20 protein-coding genes are annotated in these 18,627 nt (G+C 33.0%); 9 read left to right on the top strand and 11 right to left on the bottom strand.

Translation table 11 applies throughout. The features are described from left to right. Positions 1-103 precede the first annotated feature (103 nt). Both ACFO3N_RS21315 and ACFO3N_RS21310 read right to left on the bottom strand, forming a co-directional pair. A complete protein-coding gene (locus ACFO3N_RS21315) occupies positions 104-1,408 on the bottom strand; it encodes an ABC1 kinase family protein (RefSeq protein WP_379800914.1) in 1,305 nt (434 codons plus the stop codon). Then, a complete protein-coding gene (locus tag ACFO3N_RS21310) occupies positions 1,408-2,067 on the bottom strand; it encodes a TetR family transcriptional regulator C-terminal domain-containing protein (RefSeq protein ID WP_379800913.1) in 660 nt (219 codons plus the stop codon). The genes ACFO3N_RS21315 and ACFO3N_RS21310 overlap by 1 nt, the downstream gene beginning before the upstream one ends. Positions 2,068-2,165: 98 nt before the next feature. Between ACFO3N_RS21310 and ACFO3N_RS21305 the strand changes: the two genes are divergently transcribed. Next, positions 2,166-3,077: a TIGR01777 family oxidoreductase gene (locus ACFO3N_RS21305; protein WP_379800912.1), complete on the top strand. Its 912-nt coding sequence runs from the start codon at positions 2,166-2,168 to the stop codon at positions 3,075-3,077. A gap of 3 nt (positions 3,078-3,080) precedes the next feature. Here the strand turns inward: ACFO3N_RS21305 and ACFO3N_RS21300 are convergent, their stop codons facing one another. The 5 genes from ACFO3N_RS21300 to ACFO3N_RS21280 form a co-directional block, all read right to left on the bottom strand. Next, on the bottom strand, positions 3,081-3,647 hold the full coding sequence (locus tag ACFO3N_RS21300) for a YceI family protein (RefSeq protein WP_248728016.1): 567 nt from the start codon (positions 3,645-3,647) through the stop codon (positions 3,081-3,083). A gap of 234 nt (positions 3,648-3,881) precedes the next feature. Beyond that, a complete protein-coding gene (locus ACFO3N_RS21295; protein WP_379800911.1) occupies positions 3,882-4,334 on the bottom strand; it encodes a hypothetical protein in 453 nt (150 codons plus the stop codon). 24 nt (positions 4,335-4,358) lie between these two features. Beyond that, positions 4,359-4,754 (bottom strand): VOC family protein, encoded by a 396-nt coding sequence (locus ACFO3N_RS21290; RefSeq protein WP_379800910.1) that lies wholly within the window; start codon positions 4,752-4,754, stop codon positions 4,359-4,361. A 42-nt stretch (positions 4,755-4,796) separates the two neighbouring features. Beyond that, positions 4,797-5,345 (bottom strand): acyl-CoA thioesterase, encoded by a 549-nt coding sequence (locus ACFO3N_RS21285; protein WP_095929541.1) that lies wholly within the window; start codon positions 5,343-5,345, stop codon positions 4,797-4,799. Positions 5,346-5,453: 108 nt separating this feature from the next. Then, entirely contained in the window at positions 5,454-6,830 is a 1,377-nt protein-coding gene (locus ACFO3N_RS21280) for a DNA recombination protein RmuC (RefSeq protein ID WP_379800909.1), read from the bottom strand. Between the two features lie 183 nt (positions 6,831-7,013). Here ACFO3N_RS21280 and ACFO3N_RS21275 point away from each other — a divergent pair, with 183 nt between their 5' ends. From ACFO3N_RS21275 to ACFO3N_RS21255, 5 genes are all read left to right on the top strand, one after another. After that, a complete protein-coding gene (locus ACFO3N_RS21275; RefSeq protein WP_379800908.1) occupies positions 7,014-7,889 on the top strand; it encodes a protease complex subunit PrcB family protein in 876 nt (291 codons plus the stop codon). A 7-nt stretch (positions 7,890-7,896) separates the two neighbouring features. Beyond that, positions 7,897-8,298 (top strand): hypothetical protein, encoded by a 402-nt coding sequence (locus ACFO3N_RS21270; protein ID WP_379800907.1) that lies wholly within the window; start codon positions 7,897-7,899, stop codon positions 8,296-8,298. A gap of 87 nt (positions 8,299-8,385) precedes the next feature. Continuing rightward, complete coding sequence (locus ACFO3N_RS21265) at positions 8,386-8,901, top strand: RNA polymerase sigma factor (RefSeq protein WP_235831011.1); 516 nt, start codon at positions 8,386-8,388, stop codon at positions 8,899-8,901. Continuing rightward, complete coding sequence (locus tag ACFO3N_RS21260; protein WP_379800906.1) at positions 8,898-10,562, top strand: hypothetical protein; 1,665 nt, start codon at positions 8,898-8,900, stop codon at positions 10,560-10,562. The genes ACFO3N_RS21265 and ACFO3N_RS21260 overlap by 4 nt, the downstream gene beginning before the upstream one ends. 43 nt (positions 10,563-10,605) lie before the next feature. Further along, on the top strand, positions 10,606-11,115 hold the full coding sequence (locus ACFO3N_RS21255; RefSeq protein WP_379800905.1) for a MepB family protein: 510 nt from the start codon (positions 10,606-10,608) through the stop codon (positions 11,113-11,115). 48 nt (positions 11,116-11,163) lie between these two features. Here ACFO3N_RS21255 and ACFO3N_RS21250 read toward each other — a convergent pair whose 3' ends face one another. From ACFO3N_RS21250 to ACFO3N_RS21240, 3 genes are all read right to left on the bottom strand, one after another. After that, complete coding sequence (locus ACFO3N_RS21250; RefSeq protein WP_379800904.1) at positions 11,164-14,610, bottom strand: T9SS type A sorting domain-containing protein; 3,447 nt, start codon at positions 14,608-14,610, stop codon at positions 11,164-11,166. Between the two features lie 310 nt (positions 14,611-14,920). Next, positions 14,921-15,673, bottom strand: a complete 753-nt coding sequence (locus ACFO3N_RS21245; protein WP_379800903.1) for an SDR family NAD(P)-dependent oxidoreductase — start codon at positions 15,671-15,673, stop codon at positions 14,921-14,923. Between the two features lie 155 nt (positions 15,674-15,828). Beyond that, a complete protein-coding gene (locus ACFO3N_RS21240) occupies positions 15,829-16,203 on the bottom strand; it encodes a hypothetical protein (protein WP_095929532.1) in 375 nt (124 codons plus the stop codon). 145 nt (positions 16,204-16,348) lie between these two features. On the opposite strand from ACFO3N_RS21240, the gene ACFO3N_RS21235 reads away from it, so the two are divergent. From ACFO3N_RS21235 to ACFO3N_RS21225, 3 genes are read left to right on the top strand one after another with little or no spacing between them, the layout of a single operon-like run. Then, on the top strand, positions 16,349-16,555 hold the full coding sequence (locus ACFO3N_RS21235) for a hypothetical protein (protein ID WP_379800902.1): 207 nt from the start codon (positions 16,349-16,351) through the stop codon (positions 16,553-16,555). Positions 16,556-16,601: 46 nt separating this feature from the next. Then, positions 16,602-17,174, top strand: a complete 573-nt coding sequence (locus ACFO3N_RS21230) for a pseudouridine synthase (protein WP_379800901.1) — start codon at positions 16,602-16,604, stop codon at positions 17,172-17,174. Positions 17,175-17,227: 53 nt separating this feature from the next. Further along, positions 17,228-17,683 carry a tRNA (cytidine(34)-2'-O)-methyltransferase gene (locus ACFO3N_RS21225; protein ID WP_379800900.1) on the top strand — a complete coding sequence of 152 codons (456 nt, stop codon included), beginning with the start codon at positions 17,228-17,230 and terminating at the stop codon, positions 17,681-17,683. Between the two features lie 108 nt (positions 17,684-17,791). On the opposite strand, the gene ACFO3N_RS21220 is transcribed toward ACFO3N_RS21225, so the two are convergent. Then, positions 17,792-18,568, bottom strand: coding sequence for an ABC transporter ATP-binding protein (locus tag ACFO3N_RS21220; protein ID WP_379800899.1), 777 nt, complete (start codon positions 18,566-18,568; stop codon positions 17,792-17,794). Between the last annotated feature and the right edge of the window lie 59 nt (positions 18,569-18,627).

Here is an 18,627-nt window from a genome sequence, read left to right as displayed (position 1 = left end):
TGACAACTAAATAAAAAAACTTTGTCAAAGTTTTAAACTTTGACAAAGTTCTATAGATAAAGTTCAGCCAACTTGAAACCTGAAACTTGAAACAATAATAAACTTAATACTTCAAATAGTCATTTACCACAATTTTAGCTTTTAAATCAAACATTAAATTGTATAAACCAAAGAAAGTACGATTCATGTAAATAAAGTGCTTAGAACCACGATTTCCGTTCATTTTTTTCAGGTTTGTATCTTCTGAGAAACGTTTTCCTAATTCGGCAATTGCATTAAAGAATTTTTCATCGGAAAAATCGAAAGTTTCGTTTTGAAAAGGTTTTGTAAAAAGCGACAATAAATCATGAAACATTTCGGTGAAATATTCCACTTCTGCGGGAGTGTCATCTTTGCGCAGAATTTCTAATTCGAATAATTTCTCATTAAAAAGCTTCTGGTCTGTAATCACATTTTTATTGATCAATTCGAAATAGGGCGTATAAAAATCTTCTGGAATTTGTTTCATACAACCAAAATCTAAAGCGATCAATTGGTTTTGATCGTTAACCAAAAAATTCCCTGGATGCGGATCTGCATGCACTTTTCGCAAAACATGAATCTGATACATGTAAAAATCCCAAAGTGCCTGTCCTAACTTATTGCCCGCTTCTTGATCTTTATTTATGGCTGTAAATTCAGAAAGATGAATTCCCGTCATCCAATCCATTGTAATAATTTTCTCTGATGAAAATTCTGGATAATAATTCGGAAAAGTAATATTTTCGATTTTACTGCAAGCCTCAACAACTTCCTGACTTTGTTGTAATTCTAACAAATAGTTGGTTTCTTCAATTAGTTTGTCTTCAACTTCTTTAAAGTATTTATCAGAATCTTTTCCTTGAAGATTAAACATTCTAATCGCAATTGGTTTTACCAAAGCCAAATCTGACGAAATACTATTGGCAACTCCAGGATATTGAATTTTAACCGCCAGTTTTTTATCGTTTTTCTTTGCCAAATGCACTTGGCCAATACTTGCCGCATTTACAGAATTCGGATTGAACTCATCGAAAATTTCGTAAGGTGTTTTTCCAAAATTGCTTTTGAACGTTTTTAAAACCAAAGGAGCAGAAAGTGGCGGAACAGAAAACTGCGATAAAGAAAATTTCTCTACATAAGCTTGAGGCAGAAAGTTCTTATCCATACTCAGCATCTGAGCTACTTTTAAGGCGCTACCTTTTAAGCTTTTTAGTCCGTCATAAATATCTTCGGCATTGTTCTCATTTAGCTTATCACGGGTTAAATCTGGGTTTACCATTTTTTCAGCATAATGCATTACATAGTTTACACCAATCTTAGCACCAGTCTGAACCAATTTTCCCGCTCGTTCAATTTTAGAAGTTGGGATATAATCAATTGTTTTCATTATCTGCTGTGTACTTTTTCTTTAAACAAAAATTTTCCAAAATCAATCAGATGATTCATTGGCGCGACATTCATTAACTCAAATGAAGCGTTAACAGACTTTTCAATAAAAATATCCGTTTTCTCAAAAGCAGGAGATTCATCTTCCATCCAGAATTTAATGGTCATCATTAATTGCAACCAAGAAGATTCTTGAATGGCTTTTTCTTGAAATTTCTGAAATCTTTCTTGTTCTAATCTGTAATCATCTGTTAAAATCTCAGCAACATAGTCTTTGAAACTATTTCGAAGTGTTGTTAACTGAACTAAATTTTTGATTGGGTTTCGATCTATTTTAAGGGATTGCAAAACATAACTTCTGTTGGCTGTCAGAATTTCGAAGAAAGTAAAATAAAAACTCAGCATTTTATTCTTCATATCATATCCCTGATATTCTTCATTCTTGTGAAGAAGATTAACTGTGTTTTCAAAAAACAATCGAAATATTTCTTTTTCTAAACCTTCTAATGTTCCGAAGAAAGTATAAAACTCAGCTTCAGTAAAATCATTTTCTTTGGCAAAATGATAAACCGATTTTGGTTTTTGACCTTTTTCTAAAACCTCTTCCATATATTTTGAAACGATATCATCTTTGGTAATTACCTTTTTTTTAGTCGCCATTTTATTAAAATTTAGAATTTGCCATAAAGGTAAACATTGTTTAAGTACCTTTACTAATCCTTAAACACGATACACTGTTAAATATATTATAAACTATTATGGCTCAAAATGTTCTATTAACAGGCGGAACTGGTTTCGTCGGGAAATATTTGACAGATGTTCTGATCGAAGCAGGTTTTTCCGTATCCATTTTGAGTCGTTCTGATAGAGAAAGTACTCCAAGAGTGACCTATTATAAATGGGATCTAAAGAAAAATTACATTGACAAAAATGCGGTTCTAAATGCCGATTACATTATTCATCTTGCTGGCGAAGGAATTGTAGAAAAAAGGTGGACTAAAAGACGCAAAAAAGCCATTATAGAAAGTCGCGTAAGACCGGTTGAAATGATCTATTCTATTTTGGAAATGAACAATAAAAAGCTGGAAGCGTTTATTTCTGCTTCAGGAATCGGAATTTATGGCGCCATTACTAGTCATAAAATCTGTACTGAAAATACCCCTCCAGCCGATGATTTCTTGGGTATTACTTGTCAGAAATGGGAAAATGCCGCCGATAAAATTGGTTCTTTAAATATTCGAACAGTCAAAATTCGAACTGGAATTGTTTTTGGAAAAAACGAAGGTTTCTTAAAAAAAATGGTTGCCACATTTAAATCTGGCTTTGGTGCTGTTTTGGGTTCTGGCAAGCAATATCTTCCTTGGATTCATATTGAAGATTTGTGCCAGATTTATTTAAAAAGCATTGAAGACACCAAACTCGAAGGTGCCTACAATGCATGTGTAACCGACAATACTACAAATTCTAGATTTTCTAAAACTATGGCCAAACTTTACGATTACAGTATCTGGATTCCTAAAGTTCCGGCATTTGTATTAAAAATTCTACTGGGACAAATGAGTGAGGCCATCTTAACAGGACAGCGTGTTTCTTCAGAAAAAATTCAGAAAACAGGTTTTGAGTTTCAATTTACAGATTTAGAAAAGACGCTTATTAATTGTATCAAGTAATTCTTATTTCAAAGTCAGCATGGTCTCATCACTACGAATAATACCCGTTAGTTCTGTATTGGCTGTTTTTGCAATTTTCGATGCTATAGGAGTTGGAATATTAATATTAAAATCGGAAACTGCGATTGGAAAATCTGAAATTATCTGAATTCCCTCTGGAACTCTTTTAATCAAAGCATTTACAATAATCTCCTTCGATTTTCCGCGTAGATTAAGTTTTCCTTTTATTTGATATTCTTTTTCTACCTCATTAATATCTTTCAAATCAAATTTTTCAATCTTGCCTTTAAACACCGCTTTAGGATAACGATTGCTTTGCATGTAATTTTCATTGAAATGCTCTTGCATTAAATCCAATTTGAAACGAAAATCTTTGATGATAACAGTACAAATAAAAGTACTTGTTTTAGGTTCTAAAAGTATAGCAACTTGTCTATTTACAGCTCTCACTTCTTCAAACAAAGGAACAGACGCCTCAAAGTTTATTGTTCCCGTATTAGTGAAAAATTTGTCTTGGGCAATGACTGAAAAGGCCGTAAAAAATAAAAATAATAAAGTAGTTGTTTTCATAATCGTCTGCATTTAAACAATTATGTCATTCAATTTATCTGGACTAAGAGAAAATAAAAAAATCAGATTCTTAATAATCTAAAAAATCGAACGGCAATACTCAGTGAAAAAATTCCGTAACCCAATAATTATACTTAAAGTTACGGAATTTATGCATGCAAAGTTTTGGTACTTATGCTAAATATTTGTGAATGTTTTTTGTTCTGAAATGAGAATCCTCAAAGGGCAAAATGTTTATACTCTTCCTTTTATTAAAGCAAAAATCACATTTGCAAAAAACAGAAGTTGAGATCCTAATAATGCACAAATCAAAATCAAGATTCCAGATTCTATTCTTTGATTAAAATTCGTGTCATTTATAACTGACAATATATCTCCAGGAACAATTTCTCTAAAAAATTTAGGCAAAATAAAAACTATAGACAAACCAATTAGGCTTATTAAAACGTGAGAAACTGTCATCCAATTTATTAAAACAAAATTTAGTTTCAGGATACCAAAATAACCCAAAGCCAATATTCCATAGAAAAAAGAAACAAGAATCATTAAGTGTTTCCAAGAGATTACAAAATAAGTAGCATGAATATTGAGAACAATAGTTTCATTCCCTTTATAAAAGCCATATAGCAGAAGAACTACTATTAATCCTAAAAACACAAAATAAGGTTTGTTCTTAATGTAATTCATTTTTTAAAAAAAGGACTTTTAAATTTAACCTTTTACTTCTGTACAGATCTCGATTAAAAATCCATTTAAATCTCTTGCGTACGCTACAACTTGTCCCCATGGTTTTTCTACAGGTTCTGAAACCATAACTGCTCCAAAAGAAGTTGCTTTTTGTAAAACTTCTGGTACATTCTCTACTATAAAACCAATTTCTATTGCAAAAGGTTTGTCTTCTAAACTACTTTCGATAAAACCATCAGGTAAATTCTTTGAAGCTAGTTTTTTTGAAGCGAATGAAAGTGTTGTTTCTCCTGTAATTAATTCGCCATAATCACCATCTGGCGAGACAAATTTTCTCGAAAAACCAAATGCATTTTCATAAAATGCAATAGATTCTTCGACATTTTCAACGTATAAAATTGTATATCCAAACTTGACCATATTTTCTAGTATTTAATGTATAACTCATAAATATAAGAAAATTTAGCTGATTTCTAATAGAACATTATATTTTTCTAGGCTTGCTAGATCTTCGATAGAATTTATATTGGCTAATTTTTCGTGTTCTTCAACTTCTTTTCGAACTTCAATATGTTTTATTGCTTTTCTAAAACGACGTACTTCTTGCAAATTAGACAGAATCAATCCTGGAACCTGAACGCTTTTTCCTTCTTTATCTTTGGCAACCATTGTAAAATAAGACGAATTACAATGTTTAATAACGCCTGTCTGAATATTTTCTGCTTCTACACGAATTCCTACTACCATAGAACTTCTTCCGACATAATTTACAGAAGCCTTCATGGTAACCAATTCTCCCACTTCAATTGGCTTAAGAAAGTTTACGGTATCTACTGAAGCGGTTACACAATAATTCCCGCTAAATTTTGATGCCGATGCAAAAGCAATTTGATCTAATAATTGCAAAATATAACCCCCGTGAATTTTTCCGCTAAAATTAGTATGCGAAGGCAACATTAATTCTGATATACTAACTTTTGATGATGAAACGGGCTTAAAATCTGTACTCATGTTTTTGTTTTTGGTATTTTTTGATTAGTTGTATTCTATATTCTATATTCTATATTCTTTTCTCTTGCTTCTTACCTCTTCCCTCTTTCCTCTTTCCTGTTTCCTAATTCAATAATTCAATAATTCATTTTCATCTGAATTGATCGCTCTTGCAATAATATTTTCTGGAAGCGCTTTTTTTGCCTTTGCTCCCATCTTCTTTAATCTTTCTACGCTCGAAATTAAGTTTCCTTTTCCGTCAACCAATTTATTCATGGCGCTTTCGTATTCTGTTTTGGTATCTTTAATTTTATTTCCAATTCGGACTAAATCAGAAACAAAACCTTCAAATTTATCATACAAAGCTCCCGCTTGTCTTGCAATCTCTAAGGCGTTTTCCTGCTGTTTTTGATTGGTCCACATGCTGTCAATTGTTCTTAAGGTTGCCAAAAGTGTACTTGGCGTTACAATTACAATATTTCGGTCAAAAGCTTTTGTGTATAAAGAAGGATCTTCGTTTAAAGCAATTGCAAAAGCAGGTTCCATCGGAATGAAAAGCAATACAAAATCTGGACTTTCCATTTGGTACAAATCGTGATAGTTTTTACTTCCCAATTGGTCAACATGTCTTTTTATAGAGATAACGTGTTCTTTAAGAAATTCTATTTTTAAAAGTTCCGATTCTTCGTTAACCCATTTTTCGTAAGCAGAAAGCGAAACTTTAGAATCCACAATCATTTTTTTACCATCTGGAAGATTAATGACAACATCTGGCAAAACGCGATTTCCTTCTGCATTGGTAAAAGTCTGCTGCACTTCGTATTCCCTTCCCTTTTCTAATCCTGATTTTTCTAAAACACGTTCTAGAACCAATTCGCCCCAATTTCCCTGCATTTTGCTATCGCCTTTTAATGCTTTGGTAAGGTTTAGAGTTTCCTTGCTCATTTGCGCGTTCATTTCGCTCAAACCAATAATCTGCTGACGAAGCGCTGCATGATAGTCGATACTTTCTTTATGAGTCTGTTCTACTTTTTGCTCAAAAACCAGAATCTTATCCTGCAAAGGCGTCAAGATATTTTTCATGTTCACGGTGTTTTGTTCTGTAAACTTTGCAGATTTTTCTTCTAGAATTTTGTTGGCAAGGTTTTCAAATTCTTTGGTGAATTTTTCCTGAAGTTCATTGATTTCACTTTTCTGCTCTTTATGGCGTTCCCATAAATTTTCAAAATCTACTTCTTTTTTAGAAAGCTGAATGGCCAAACTATCTTTTTCTGTTCGAATGTTTTCTTTCTCAACAATACTCAGCTGCAATTGTTTCTGCAAATTATTTTTTTCGTTTTCAAACTGCTCTTTCTGCATTTGCAATTGACCATTTATAGTATTTAATCTTTCCTCAGAAATAGCTTTTTCTGACTGAAATTTTGATGCAGAAAGCATCCTGCCTACGTATATGCCTACAAATAGCACAACAACAAATCCTAATAAAAACGGTATATAATCGGTCATAACTAAGTCTATTTTACGTAAAAGTACGCAATAATACGTAGTGCTTAGTTTTTAAAATAGAAATTTCACTAATTCATTCCCAATCCAAACTAAACCAACATTTTATTTAAAAAAAAATTTCACCTCAACGCAACCTTTTTTTGAAACCCTTATCTACTAAGATATAAACCTATTAAAATAATTATGAAAAAATTAATGCTTGGCTTATTTGTAGCCTTCGGATTCAGCGCCTGTTCTCTCAATGACGGAAATAACTATGTAGATTGCGGTCCAAATACAGTTGTAAATTTTACTGGTTTTCCTTTCTCTTGTAATTATACTGAAAAAACATTGCAAAATAATCCAGCAGCAATTGTTGTAGGATCTCAAGAAAAAATGAATGAATATTTTACAAAACATGCAAACAGCTGTCCAGTTGCAAGTGATCCTAATATTGATTTTACAAAAGAATATTTAGTTGGAATTTTTGCTGGTGCTAAACCAACAAGTGGTTACGAAATTGTAATTAGCTCTATTGTAGAAAACAATTGTGAAATCGTGGTGAACTATTACGAAAGAACTCCTGCTGTAGGCGAAAACGTAGCTCAAGCTCCTACATATCCAACTGATTTTGTTTTGATTCCAAAAACATCAAAAGGAATGATCTTCAATAAAACAACAGAAAATGCAGATAATATTATTATTGGAAGCTTCAATAACCAATGTTTAAGCTCAGACTGTCAAAAGTTCTATCAAATTAATGATTACAACACTTTAAAGTTCTTAAATGTTGGGGCAAAACAATATGATTTTGGACAATACAGATACACTCCAACAATCAAAAGAGGCGAATATACTCTATTATTAAAAGATGTTCCTGCAGAGATTTTAGCTTTAAAAGGACAAACTAAAACATACGGTACTCCAGATGCTGCAGATCAAGGCGGAATTTATTTTGAACTTCGTCAAGGAGCAAGCGTTACTAAGGTTTATATCGACAACAACGACACATCTGACCAAAGTGCTGAAATAAAAATTTTCAAAAAAACGATTCAAGAAAAAATTACAAGCTTAAAATAATTCAATCATGAAGAAACTCTTTTTATCTTTTATTGTCTGTTTTCTTTTTACATCAATGATTTCTGTAAATGCTTCTAGAGAAGAAGCGGCAGGGTCAATAATAAATACTTGGATTTGGGAGAAATCTATAGGAGGTTCTAACAATCCTTATGTGGCAACCCCAAAATCAATTGGATTTAACAAAAAAATCATCTTTACTCAAGATGGAAGGGTTATTACTTATAAAGACAATGTGGAAATAAGAAACAGCGCTTATGTGATAGAAAAAGGAAAAGGGTATTTTGACCAGTCGGAACATGATCTAATTACGTTTGAAGGCAAAACTTATGTAATAGAAAACCTTGACAATCAAAACCTAACAATTGTAAGCAACAGTCAAGACGGTACTCGAACTATTTTTAAAAGATAGTTTTGTAAGCTATTTAAAACTATTTTTGCAAAATCAAATTTGAACCATTTCTTGAAAGACGAGTTAGAAAAATATATCAAACTGTGCATGAAAAATGACAGGGAGGGACAACTGAAAATTTATCAGTTGTTCTCTCCTGTTTTGTATGGTATCTGTTTGAAATATATGAAGAACGAAGATGACGCGAAAGATGTTTTTCAGGAGGCCTTTGTAATTGCGTTTCAGAAAATAAGCCAATATAAATTTGAAGGAAGTTTTGAAGGCTGGCTTAAACGGATTTTTATAAACAAGCTTATCGAGACTTTAAACAAAAAGAAAAAAGAGAGTTTCTTTTTGGATGTTTTTGATCCCGATACCGATTTTGTAGAAGAAGAGGAACTAGAAGCTATTCCGATAGAACAGGAAAAACTGCTGGAGTACATTCGGGATTTACCAGATCAATATCGGACGGTTTTTAACTTGTATGTATTTGAAAAAATGAAACACAGAGAAATCGCCGAACTCTTAAAAATCTCCGAAGGGACATCAAAATCAAATTTAAATCGCGCCAAACATATATTACAAAAGCGAATTTTGAGCATAAAAAATTTTAAAACAGCATGAAGAAGCAAAAAATAGAAGATATTTTTTCATCAATGGAAGACTTTTCGAGTGTTCCGCCTCCGGAGTTATGGAGTCAGATTGAAGAAAAACTAGACAAACCTAAAAAGAAGAAGAGAGTTGTTCTTTGGTGGTCGGCTGCTGCATGCTTATTATTAGGGTTGCTTCTGCCTTCAATATTACATTTTACTGCTTCGCCTGAAAATATAAAAATCAATAATGGCGGTTTAGAAAACAGCAACAATAGTGTTGTTTTGGATAAAAAAACAAACGACAATTCTAACAACAAAAATTTAGATCGAAATAAAAATCTTGGCAAAACAACAGATTCTTTAAACCACAATTCGACAAGAAAAAATCAATTCAATACAGAATCAGGAATTCCAGTTCAAGAAACTTCTGTAGCAGAAACAAATTCTAAAAACGAGACCCATAAAAAAGATTCTAAATACAGTGCGCCAACTCCTGCCAATGTTCCGAATCAATCTGTTGCTTATCAAAACTCGGGTTTATCAGAAGAAAAAGCAATTGCAAAATCTTCTAAAAAATCTATTTTAGGAAACAACAATTCGAAAGCTTCAAATAAAGGAATTGCTGAGGAAAGAATTGCCTTTGGAAAACAGAATAAATTTAATTCGACAGCAAAAAAACAGCTTTCCAATTCTATTTTTGATGAACAGCTAACAGTTAAAAACAATAAGAATCTTGCTTTCAACAGTCAAAACTATTCTGTTAACAACAGTTCTTCAGCGAATAAGAATACTTACAAATCGAATGCTTCAGTTGCAGGAAAAAATGAAAACATCCGTACAGATAAAGCTGTTATTATAAAAGACGATGTAAAGCTTAATAATAGTTTAAGCAAAGTAGATTCTGTACAGCTAGCGGAACTTCAGAATTTAGAAAAAGGAATTTTAAGTCCAGAAAAGGAAAAAGAAGAAAAAGAGAAAAAAGACAATCTTATCAATAAAAAAGAAAGATGGGCTGTTGCCGTTTTTGCTGGTGTTGCAAGTTCTGAAAACACCAAGAACGAAAAAACATTGGGTAACGTAAACGATTCTAAACAATCCAATTCTTACGGTGTAAAAACAAAATACAGCATTAACAAAAAATGGGCTGTTGGTTCTGGTTTAAAAATTAGCGAATTAGGACAAAGCGTTGCCAATGTATCTTATGTAAGCGCCAAAAACAATGCTTTTTTTGCTCCTGCCGCTACCTATGCCGACAGTAGTCCAGTTGCGTCATCAGATGCAACAAGGCAAGAATATTTTTTTATTTCAAATAGCACAAAAGAAGCTATGAAAAATGAAAATGTCCAAACAGGTAAATTGGATCAAAACTTAAGATATGTAGAAATGCCTCTTGAGGTTTCTTATTCTATTTTTAATAAAAATAAAGCCAGCATTAATTTAAATACAGGTGGTTTTGTGGGTAAATTAATTTCTAATAATGTGAATTTGGATGGGCATTCTATAGGAGAAAACATGAATGCGAATGATTATGTTTATGGTTCTACTTTGAGTAGTACGGTTCAATATCGTGTCTATAAAAAAACCAATGTTTTTGTTGAGCCTGCTATGAATTATTATATCAATCCGTTAAACAGTCAGTCTTTCAACCAATTCCAATGGGGATTAAATTTTGGTTTGAATGTTTCTTTCTAAAAAAAATACAGTAAATTTCAAGAATACTTGAGAATTGAATTTTATGAATTTTACAACAGCTTCTGCTGATTTATCATTAAGCAAAGAAATCGTTTATGATAAGACTGAATTATTAATAACTTCTGTTGAAAAAGAAAACGAAAGCAACGAATACAGCGCTTATCGTTTTCTGCTAAACAATAAAAACATTTGCTATCGCGAGGCCAAAATAACTCCAACCAAAACGGGACAGTTTGTTACTTTATGGAAACGAAATCAATCTGGAATCATTGAACCTCTTGATTATTCTGATGCTATTGATTTTGTAATTGTCAATGTACGAAAAGAGCAGCATTGGGGACAATTTGTTTTTCCGAAGAAAACCTTGTTAGAAAAAGGTATTTTTTCTACCCAAAATAAAGAAGGAATTAGAGCGACAAGAGTTTACCCGCCTTGGGATGAAACCACAAGTAAACAAGCGCAGAAAACTCAGAAATGGCAATTGGATTATTTCTTTGACTTTTCAGATCAAAATAAAATCGATTTAGAGGAATTAAGAAAAGTATTTATATAAAAAAAGGCAGTCACTAAAATGACTGCCTTTTCTGTTCTATTAAGTTCCTTATTTCTTAATGACTTTATCTTTAAAAATTACTTTATTGTTTTCTGAAACCGTATAGAAATAAACTCCAGAAACTAGATTGCCAACTGCAACAACAGCTGTATTAACTTCAGATTCATTTTTAACGCTAATTGGATTGCCAATCGCACGGCCATTAAAATCGTATAATCTAATTTTCAAATCTCTTCCTTGCGTTGTTTTGATATCAAAATTTAAAACATCTGTTGCAGGATTTGGATATGCTTTTACGAAATATTTATTTTTTCCAAAATCAGGTGTCGAAAGCACGTCTTTTTTCAATTCGAAACGAGCAATTACTGGTCCGTGATCTGAAGTTGTTGTTGTATAATTTGCGATATCATTTCTTGGATCGTAAACTGCAATTGAGTTGGCGATATAATCTTCATTCAATTCGTTTGAAATTAAGATATGATCTAAAAATCCTTGCGAACTTAAGAAACTATATGCTCCAGCCTGACTAATACCTAATGTTAAAGCATTATAATTAGTAGTATCATCTACAAATTTCTTATAAGACGAAGCTGTATTTGCATTTCCAACCCACTGTTTAACATCATCATTAAAGTCTCCTAAAAGAATCAAATTTGCATCTGGATATTCTGCATCTAATGCATCTTTTAGATAGTCAATATCATACTTACGCTGATTGTATTTTGAAATATCAGTTCCGCTGTTTGCACGTGCGTGAAGATCAATCAAGTTAATTTCTTTTTTAACTCCGCCAACATTAGCTTCAACCTGAACCAAATAAGGAAGACGTCCTGATGAGAAAAAACTATCATCGTTTTTTTCTGGAGTATCTGTTCCTGGATAACCTGGTAAAACTACCGTGTTAAAACGAACTTGATCGTACAAATCTTTAAACAATACTTTTGTACTTTTTACAGTAGTTGTTTGGGTATTGTAAATCACAACCAATTTTTGAGGTGGAAAATAAGGATCTAAAGCTTGGAATGAGTAAGACCAAGAAGTTGAAATTGTTTTATCGAATGTTTTTCCGTTAACACTAATTTTTTGAATTAAAACATCTAGTGCCGGTTCATCTGAAACTTCTTGAACTACATAAACGTCAGCATTTAATTTGTTCATTACTTTAGCCACGTTTTCTATCTGCAACGCATCATTTGTTGGTCCAAATTCTTTACCCGTTTTATCTTTAACATCAGTTCCAAAAAACTCTAAATTATAAGACACCACATCATAAGTATCTTCCTTTAGTATAGAAGATCCTGTAAGTGAACCAATTTCTTTATTAAGAGAGGTTCCTGTAATAGTTAAAACACCAGAAATAGTTGGTTCTTTTGCTGTTGGAGCAAATCTCGCATAAACTGTTTTTCCTATTAAGGCATCTGCAGAAGAAACAATAATGCTTGATGAGAATGAGATATTATCTCCTGATAATTCATAAGAAGCAGGAGCAGCAATAGTAATATCGCTATAACCTGCTGCATTAAAAACAAAAGATTGACTAGCAGAAACTGAATTCGGGCTTACATCTGCAAAATCTAAACGTGGGTTAGAATCTACATATTTCGATTCGTCAATAATAGCAAAGTCATCAAAAGACCATTCTGCAGCATTATCAAGTCCGCCAGAAGTAGTTTCGTAAACCCAAGCCAAATACGTATGATCTGTTTTATAAGCGGCTAAATTTATAAACTCAGATTTTGCATAACTTCCTGTAGTTTCCGGAAATTTACCATTTAGTGGTGTCCATATTGCGGTATTTGGATCGCTAACTCCATCATAATTCGTTGAAACCATTAATTTTAAAGATGGTCCATCATAAAATTGACGAGAATAAAAAGATAATAATGGAATTTGAGTAAAGACATCTAAACGCAATCTTGGAGAAATTAACCAATCTTTACTAGCTCCACTGTCTGAATATCCATTCATTAAAACCGCTCCAGTTCCAGAATTAACATTACGTGATTGCGTAGTGTGAGTCCATTGGTTTATAGGTCCTGCCTCATTGTATTGTGACCATTTACTGTTTACAAAAACATTTGGATCGTCAAAATTTTGCACATAAGGATTTACTCCAAGCGCTGTTAAAGAAACTGTTTTAGTTGTACCTCCAGTTGTTTCATGAGTTATTGAACCTGTAAAGCTTCCAATTGAAGTTGGAGTAAATTTTACATAAACCGTTGGTGTCGCATTAGAATCAAAATCAGTAGGAACAAATGATAAAGATGTTGAGAATGTCGTATTATCTTTTGAAATAGTAAAACTTCCTGATGCCGTAACTACTACATTCGCAGTAAGATCAGAAGCTCCTATTTGATAGCTTTTTGTTAAAGCATCAAAATTTGGTTCAGTACCGCCTAAATTCAATACAGCAACAGATGGAGAAATCGCAGGAGGCATCACGCTCAGTGTTGTAACATCTGTTTTACTAACTGAATTTTGTAAATTATCATAAGGATCCTCAGAAATAGAGAAAACACTATAAGCAGTATTTAAATTTAATCCCGTAAAACTTTTTACATATTCCTGAGCCGGATTTGTTATATCAAAAACCCCAGATTGCAGTGCTGCGGTTCCGTTTGAATCCTGTCCTGCTTTTATTTGTGCAATTGTTGGTTCTGTACTGCCACCAGGCAATAGTACATAATATGTCTTTCCGATTTCATCTATTTTATCAATAAAATCGAAACTATCACCTAAAACATTAGTTGCCTTTGGATAGCCTGTAATATTAACTGGAGCAAAAAGATCTTTTTCAATATCTATATTATCAATTGCAAAAGATGGACGAGAACCCGCACCTGAAATTTGTCTTGAAATCCATCTAACTTGAATTTCCTCCTGATTATTACATGCTGCTGGTAAAGTTACTTTTATAGTCTGAAGATTTTGCGGTTCGGTAGTATTTCCAGTTTGCAAAACTGTATTATTAGTATAAACTGTCCCTAACAAAGATGTAAACTCTCCAGTTGTTCCAATACGATATTGCAATACCATTTCATTTATTCGGGTTGAAACTGGATTTCCAGGAAGCCCATATGGATTACGAATAGTCATTGCATCATATTTAACCCTCACATTTGTTACTCCAGAAGTTGAAAAGGCAAAACCAATAGTATAATCAACACTTCCAGTGTTTAAAAAGCCTAGTTTACCATCATAATTATAAACATTCCCCGTACCAGATGCAGCAGATGCTGGCAAATTAGATGCAACAGCTGCCAAAACTGCATTGGCTGCAGGCGCAATAGTTTTAAAATTGGCTCCTGGTTGCCCGGTAACTGTCCATCCCTGAAAACCAACAGGGTATGCTGTAGTAGTTCCGGCTACTAATTCCTCAAAATTTTGCGTGTAAGGTATTGAACGTTTATCTGGCATGTTCTGCGCACTTAGCACAAAACAATAGAAAAAAACCAAAAAAGTCATTACATGACGAAAAGAGTAATTGTTTTTCATACGTTAAAGAATAGAGTTTTTAGAGTTCAAATTTATTGTCTTTAAAATTAAGCTAATGTTACAAAACCATAAACTTAATGTTTGATCATTTATCAATATAATTCAATAAAACTTAACACAATCTTAAAGATAATAAAATAAAATCAATAAAAAACACCTAACACAAAACATTATTCAAAATAACAATCACATCAAAAACCCTCATAAACTCCCGTCTTTCCTACAAATTCAGCCTATTTTAAACAAAAAAAGCAGTAAACTTTCGCTTACTGCTTTTTTCAATTGTCTTGTTATTTACTCTAAAAAATAATTAGACAGCTGTATAACCACCATCGGCTATAATATAACTTCCTGTTGTGAAAGAAGATTTTTCAGAACTTAAAAAAGTTACCAATTCGGCAATTTCTTCTGCTGTTCCTAAACGATTCATTGCAGATTTTGCCGCAACGGCCTGCATCATTTCTTTATTTAAATTGTCTTTTAAAAGTGCTGTTTCAATATAACCTGGTCCAACAGCATTGCATCGAATATTTTTTTGCGCATATTCTACTGCTATATTCTTTGTCAACCCAACCACGGCATGTTTAGAAGCAGTGTAAGCTGGACTAAGTGGAGCCGCAACTTGCCCGTGAATTGAAGCGATGTTAACGATGCTTCCTCCTCCGTTTTTTTCCATTTGTTCCAATTGGTAGCGACAGGCATAAAAAACACCATTTAAGTTTAATCCTATTACCTTATCCCAAGCCTCAGGCTCATATTCTCCTGTTGGTTTGGCTGGTCCTCCCATTCCTGCATTATTACAAGCAATGTCTAATCGGCCATATTTAGAAACCGTCACTTCAACCATATGTTTATTATCAGCTGCGCTCGACGAATCTCCTTTTACGAAAAAAGCTTCTCCGCCCTTTTCTTTTATATTATTTACGGTTTCTTCACCGTGTTCTACATTTATATCCGATACTACTACTTTTGCTCCTTCTCGAGCGTAGGCTTCTGCAACTGCGCGTCCGATTCCTGATCCTCCGCCAGATACAAAAGCTACTTTATTTTCTAAAAGTGCCATTTTAAATATGTTTTTAAATTGATACCTCTAATTTACGAAGATCTCAACCGATACTGAAGTTTTAAAAAGAGTTTACAATAACATTAACGCGAACCGCTAATCTTATGTTATTTGATATTAAATTGACTCCAGTTTGCCTAAAATTTTGTATTGTCTTATTCCTCTTCATCCAATTTCATATTTCCACGATCTTTATGATTATCGGGATGTGAGTTTGGATATCGATTGGGCGTTATATCAGAATTGCGGTCTTTATTCTCAACCGTTTTTTTTGCCTCATCCTCTGTTTCCACTCCCCGATTTGCATTTGCATTATCAGGATTTACTTGATGAAGCGTTTCATTAATATCTTCATTTTCGTTTCGGGCTCTTTCCACAATTTTTTTATCCCCATCGGTATCGGTCACTAATTCTTTATTCAATTTGGCATCTTTTAGTTCTTTATCGTGCGAAACGTTTTTTCCTTTAGATTCATCAATATCCTTTTGCGTTCCGTTTATCTTTTTTGTTCCTAAATTATTCGTTTCCATAACAATATCATTTTTAGATTTAAATGATAATATTACGAATTCTAACTCCAAAAAAATTATGACTTATGATTGCATTTCTTTTATAATTGCCATCCGCTTTTTTATTTATTACCTTTATTGAAAGCAACTTAACAACCTTATCACTATGAATTTCTTCAAAATCAAAACCAGTTGGTCTAATGCCGAATTTATCCCAATCAAATTATGCATGGCTTCGATTTATATTATAGTCGGAAGTTATTTTCATACTTTCTTCGAAAACTATTATTCCATTTTAATAGTCCTTTTTATTGTTACCGTAATTTGGTTTGTGTACCAATGGCTGAAAAAAATGAAATCTCAAAAGCCGTAATCGGTTTTAATTTTAAGAAAGGAACTATCTTTGCAAAAAATTAAAAATGCACCAACACTTCATTCTTTTTAAACCTTACGGCTACTTAAGCCAATTTATTTATGAATTAAAAAGAAAGAAAAAGCTTTTGGGCGAATTGCATGATTTCCCCGAAGGGACAATGGCAATTGGAAGATTGGACGAAGATTCTGAAGGTTTGCTCTTATTGACAACTGATGGAATGGTAAGCGAACAAATAAGAAGCAAAAAAGTAGACAAAGAATACTACGTTCAAGTTGACGGTGTCATTACTCCCGAAGCTATCGAGCAATTGCAAAAAGGCGTCGAAATTGGTTTTGATGGCGGAAAATACAAAACAAAACCCTGCAAAGCTCTCATTGTAACTGAAATTCCTGATTTTGGTCCGAGAGCCAAAAAAATTAGAGACGAACGACATGGCCCAACTTCTTGGGCGTCCATTACAATTAATGAAGGTAAATTTCGTCAGGTTCGAAAAATGACTGCTGCAGTTGGTTTTCCAACGCTTCGTCTGGTTCGTGTTCGAATAGGAAACGTATATTTGCAAAACCTAAAAGCGGGTGAAGTTTTGGAAGTTTCCGATTTTCAATTAGATAATTAGACAATTAGATAATTCTAAAAAACTCATAACTCATAATTCATAACTCAAAAAAGATGTTAAACGTTGTTCTTGTAGAACCAGAAATACCAAATAATACTGGAAATATCGGCAGATTGTGTGTTGGTACAGAAAGCCGTCTTCATTTAATTCACCCTTTCGGATTTGTAATTAATGACAAAAACCTAAAACGTTCGGGATTGGATTATTGGGTTCATCTTGATGTTACCGAATATCAAAATGTAGAAGAATGGATTGCACAAATTCCAGATCAATCTCGTGTATTTTTAATGAGTTCGCATTCTGATAAATCCTATTTAGAAAACGAGTTTCAAGATGGTGACTGGTTGGTTTTCGGAAAAGAAAGCGTTGGTTTGAGCGCAGCATTTATGGCAAGATTCGAAAATCATTTAACGATTCCAATGTCACCGCTTATTCGCAGTTTTAATATCGCAAATTCTGTTGCTTTTGTAGTTGGTGAAGCGAAGAGGCAGATTGGACTGAAGAAATAATCTCGATTTCCTGCAAGGTTTTCAAAACCTTGTAGGTATTAATATTTTTAGTTAAGATCTAAAGTTGAGACCTACAGGTTTCGAAAACCTTGCAGGACAGCCGAAATATTAACTCACAATAAACTTCCCTTTTTCCGCATCAAAAACAATATGTTCGTCTTTGAACAAATTGCTAAAACTTCCATTCGAAATTAAATTACAAGGCTGATCCTGCACTATATTTTCCGGCGTCATGATAATCATTTCATCACTTAATTGAATGGCCAAATCGATATCATGTGTCGAAAACAGAATGCATTTTTGAGTTTCCTGAGTCAGTTTCTTTAATAATTTGAATAAAGAAACTTTATGAAGCAAGTCAAGATGTGTTGTGGGTTCATCTAGAATGATTAACGGTGTATCTTGTGCCAAAGCTCTCGCAATTAAAACTTTCTGTAATTGTCCGTCACTAATTTGGAAATGTTTTTTTGAAGCCAAATGTTCGATTTGCGTCAATTGCATTGCTTCCTGAACTTTTAGAATATCTTCGTCAGACAATTTATCAACCCAATTGGTATAAGGCTGGCGCCCCAAAGCAACTAATTCAAAAACAGAAAGATTACTTGGCGGTAGTTTTTCGGTTAAAACCAAACTAAGATTTTGTGCCAATTCTAAAGACTGATAGTCTGAAATATTTCTTTCGTTCAAATAAACATTTCCCGATAAAGGCTTCTGAATTCCGGTAATCGTTCGAAGTAAAGTTGATTTTCCAATTCCGTTTGCCCCTATCAAAGTGATTAATTTACCTGCTTCAAGATTAAGATTAAGATTCTCAGCAATAGTCGTAACTCCTTTCTTGGACTTGTATCCAATGTTTAGACTAGAAGTCGATAGAATGTTTTTCATTTTGAATTATTTTTTAAACACATAGAAACATAGATTTTCTATTTTACTGAAAGTTTATT

Source organism: Flavobacterium chungangensis (assembly GCF_042654045.1).
In the GTDB taxonomy this organism is placed as follows: domain Bacteria; phylum Bacteroidota; class Bacteroidia; order Flavobacteriales; family Flavobacteriaceae; genus Flavobacterium; species Flavobacterium chungangensis.
The sequence above is the reverse complement of the archived record's forward strand: the minus strand, read 5'-3'. Positions and strand labels throughout refer to the sequence as shown.

Bases quoted from the DNA above. Each gene is read 5' to 3' on its own strand.
- ACFO3N_RS21235 (WP_379800902.1), top strand. From the start codon at position 16,349: ATGAATTTCTTCAAAATCAAAACCAGTTGGTCTAATGCCGAATTTATC.
- ACFO3N_RS21285 (WP_095929541.1), bottom strand. From the start codon at position 5,345: ATGAGTACAGATTTTAAGCCCGTTTCATCATCAAAAGTTAGTATATCA.
- ACFO3N_RS21245 (WP_379800903.1), bottom strand. From the start codon at position 15,673: ATGGCACTTTTAGAAAATAAAGTAGCTTTTGTATCTGGCGGAGGATCA.
- ACFO3N_RS21230 (WP_379800901.1), top strand. From the start codon at position 16,602: ATGCACCAACACTTCATTCTTTTTAAACCTTACGGCTACTTAAGCCAA.
- ACFO3N_RS21305 (WP_379800912.1), top strand. From the start codon at position 2,166: ATGGCTCAAAATGTTCTATTAACAGGCGGAACTGGTTTCGTCGGGAAA.
- ACFO3N_RS21265 (WP_235831011.1), top strand. From the start codon at position 8,386: ATGAAAAATGACAGGGAGGGACAACTGAAAATTTATCAGTTGTTCTCT.
- ACFO3N_RS21300 (WP_248728016.1), bottom strand. From the start codon at position 3,647: ATGAAAACAACTACTTTATTATTTTTATTTTTTACGGCCTTTTCAGTC.
- ACFO3N_RS21270 (WP_379800907.1), top strand. From the start codon at position 7,897: ATGAAGAAACTCTTTTTATCTTTTATTGTCTGTTTTCTTTTTACATCA.
- ACFO3N_RS21250 (WP_379800904.1), bottom strand. From the start codon at position 14,610: ATGAAAAACAATTACTCTTTTCGTCATGTAATGACTTTTTTGGTTTTT.
- ACFO3N_RS21240 (WP_095929532.1), bottom strand. From the start codon at position 16,203: ATGGAAACGAATAATTTAGGAACAAAAAAGATAAACGGAACGCAAAAG.
- ACFO3N_RS21275 (WP_379800908.1), top strand. From the start codon at position 7,014: ATGAAAAAATTAATGCTTGGCTTATTTGTAGCCTTCGGATTCAGCGCC.
- ACFO3N_RS21255 (WP_379800905.1), top strand. From the start codon at position 10,606: ATGAATTTTACAACAGCTTCTGCTGATTTATCATTAAGCAAAGAAATC.
- ACFO3N_RS21280 (WP_379800909.1), bottom strand. From the start codon at position 6,830: ATGACCGATTATATACCGTTTTTATTAGGATTTGTTGTTGTGCTATTT.
- ACFO3N_RS21290 (WP_379800910.1), bottom strand. From the start codon at position 4,754: ATGGTCAAGTTTGGATATACAATTTTATACGTTGAAAATGTCGAAGAA.
- ACFO3N_RS21315 (WP_379800914.1), bottom strand. From the start codon at position 1,408: ATGAAAACAATTGATTATATCCCAACTTCTAAAATTGAACGAGCGGGA.
- ACFO3N_RS21260 (WP_379800906.1), top strand. From the start codon at position 8,898: ATGAAGAAGCAAAAAATAGAAGATATTTTTTCATCAATGGAAGACTTT.
- ACFO3N_RS21220 (WP_379800899.1), bottom strand. From the start codon at position 18,568: ATGAAAAACATTCTATCGACTTCTAGTCTAAACATTGGATACAAGTCC.
- ACFO3N_RS21295 (WP_379800911.1), bottom strand. From the start codon at position 4,334: ATGAATTACATTAAGAACAAACCTTATTTTGTGTTTTTAGGATTAATA.
- ACFO3N_RS21225 (WP_379800900.1), top strand. From the start codon at position 17,228: ATGTTAAACGTTGTTCTTGTAGAACCAGAAATACCAAATAATACTGGA.
- ACFO3N_RS21310 (WP_379800913.1), bottom strand. From the start codon at position 2,067: ATGGCGACTAAAAAAAAGGTAATTACCAAAGATGATATCGTTTCAAAA.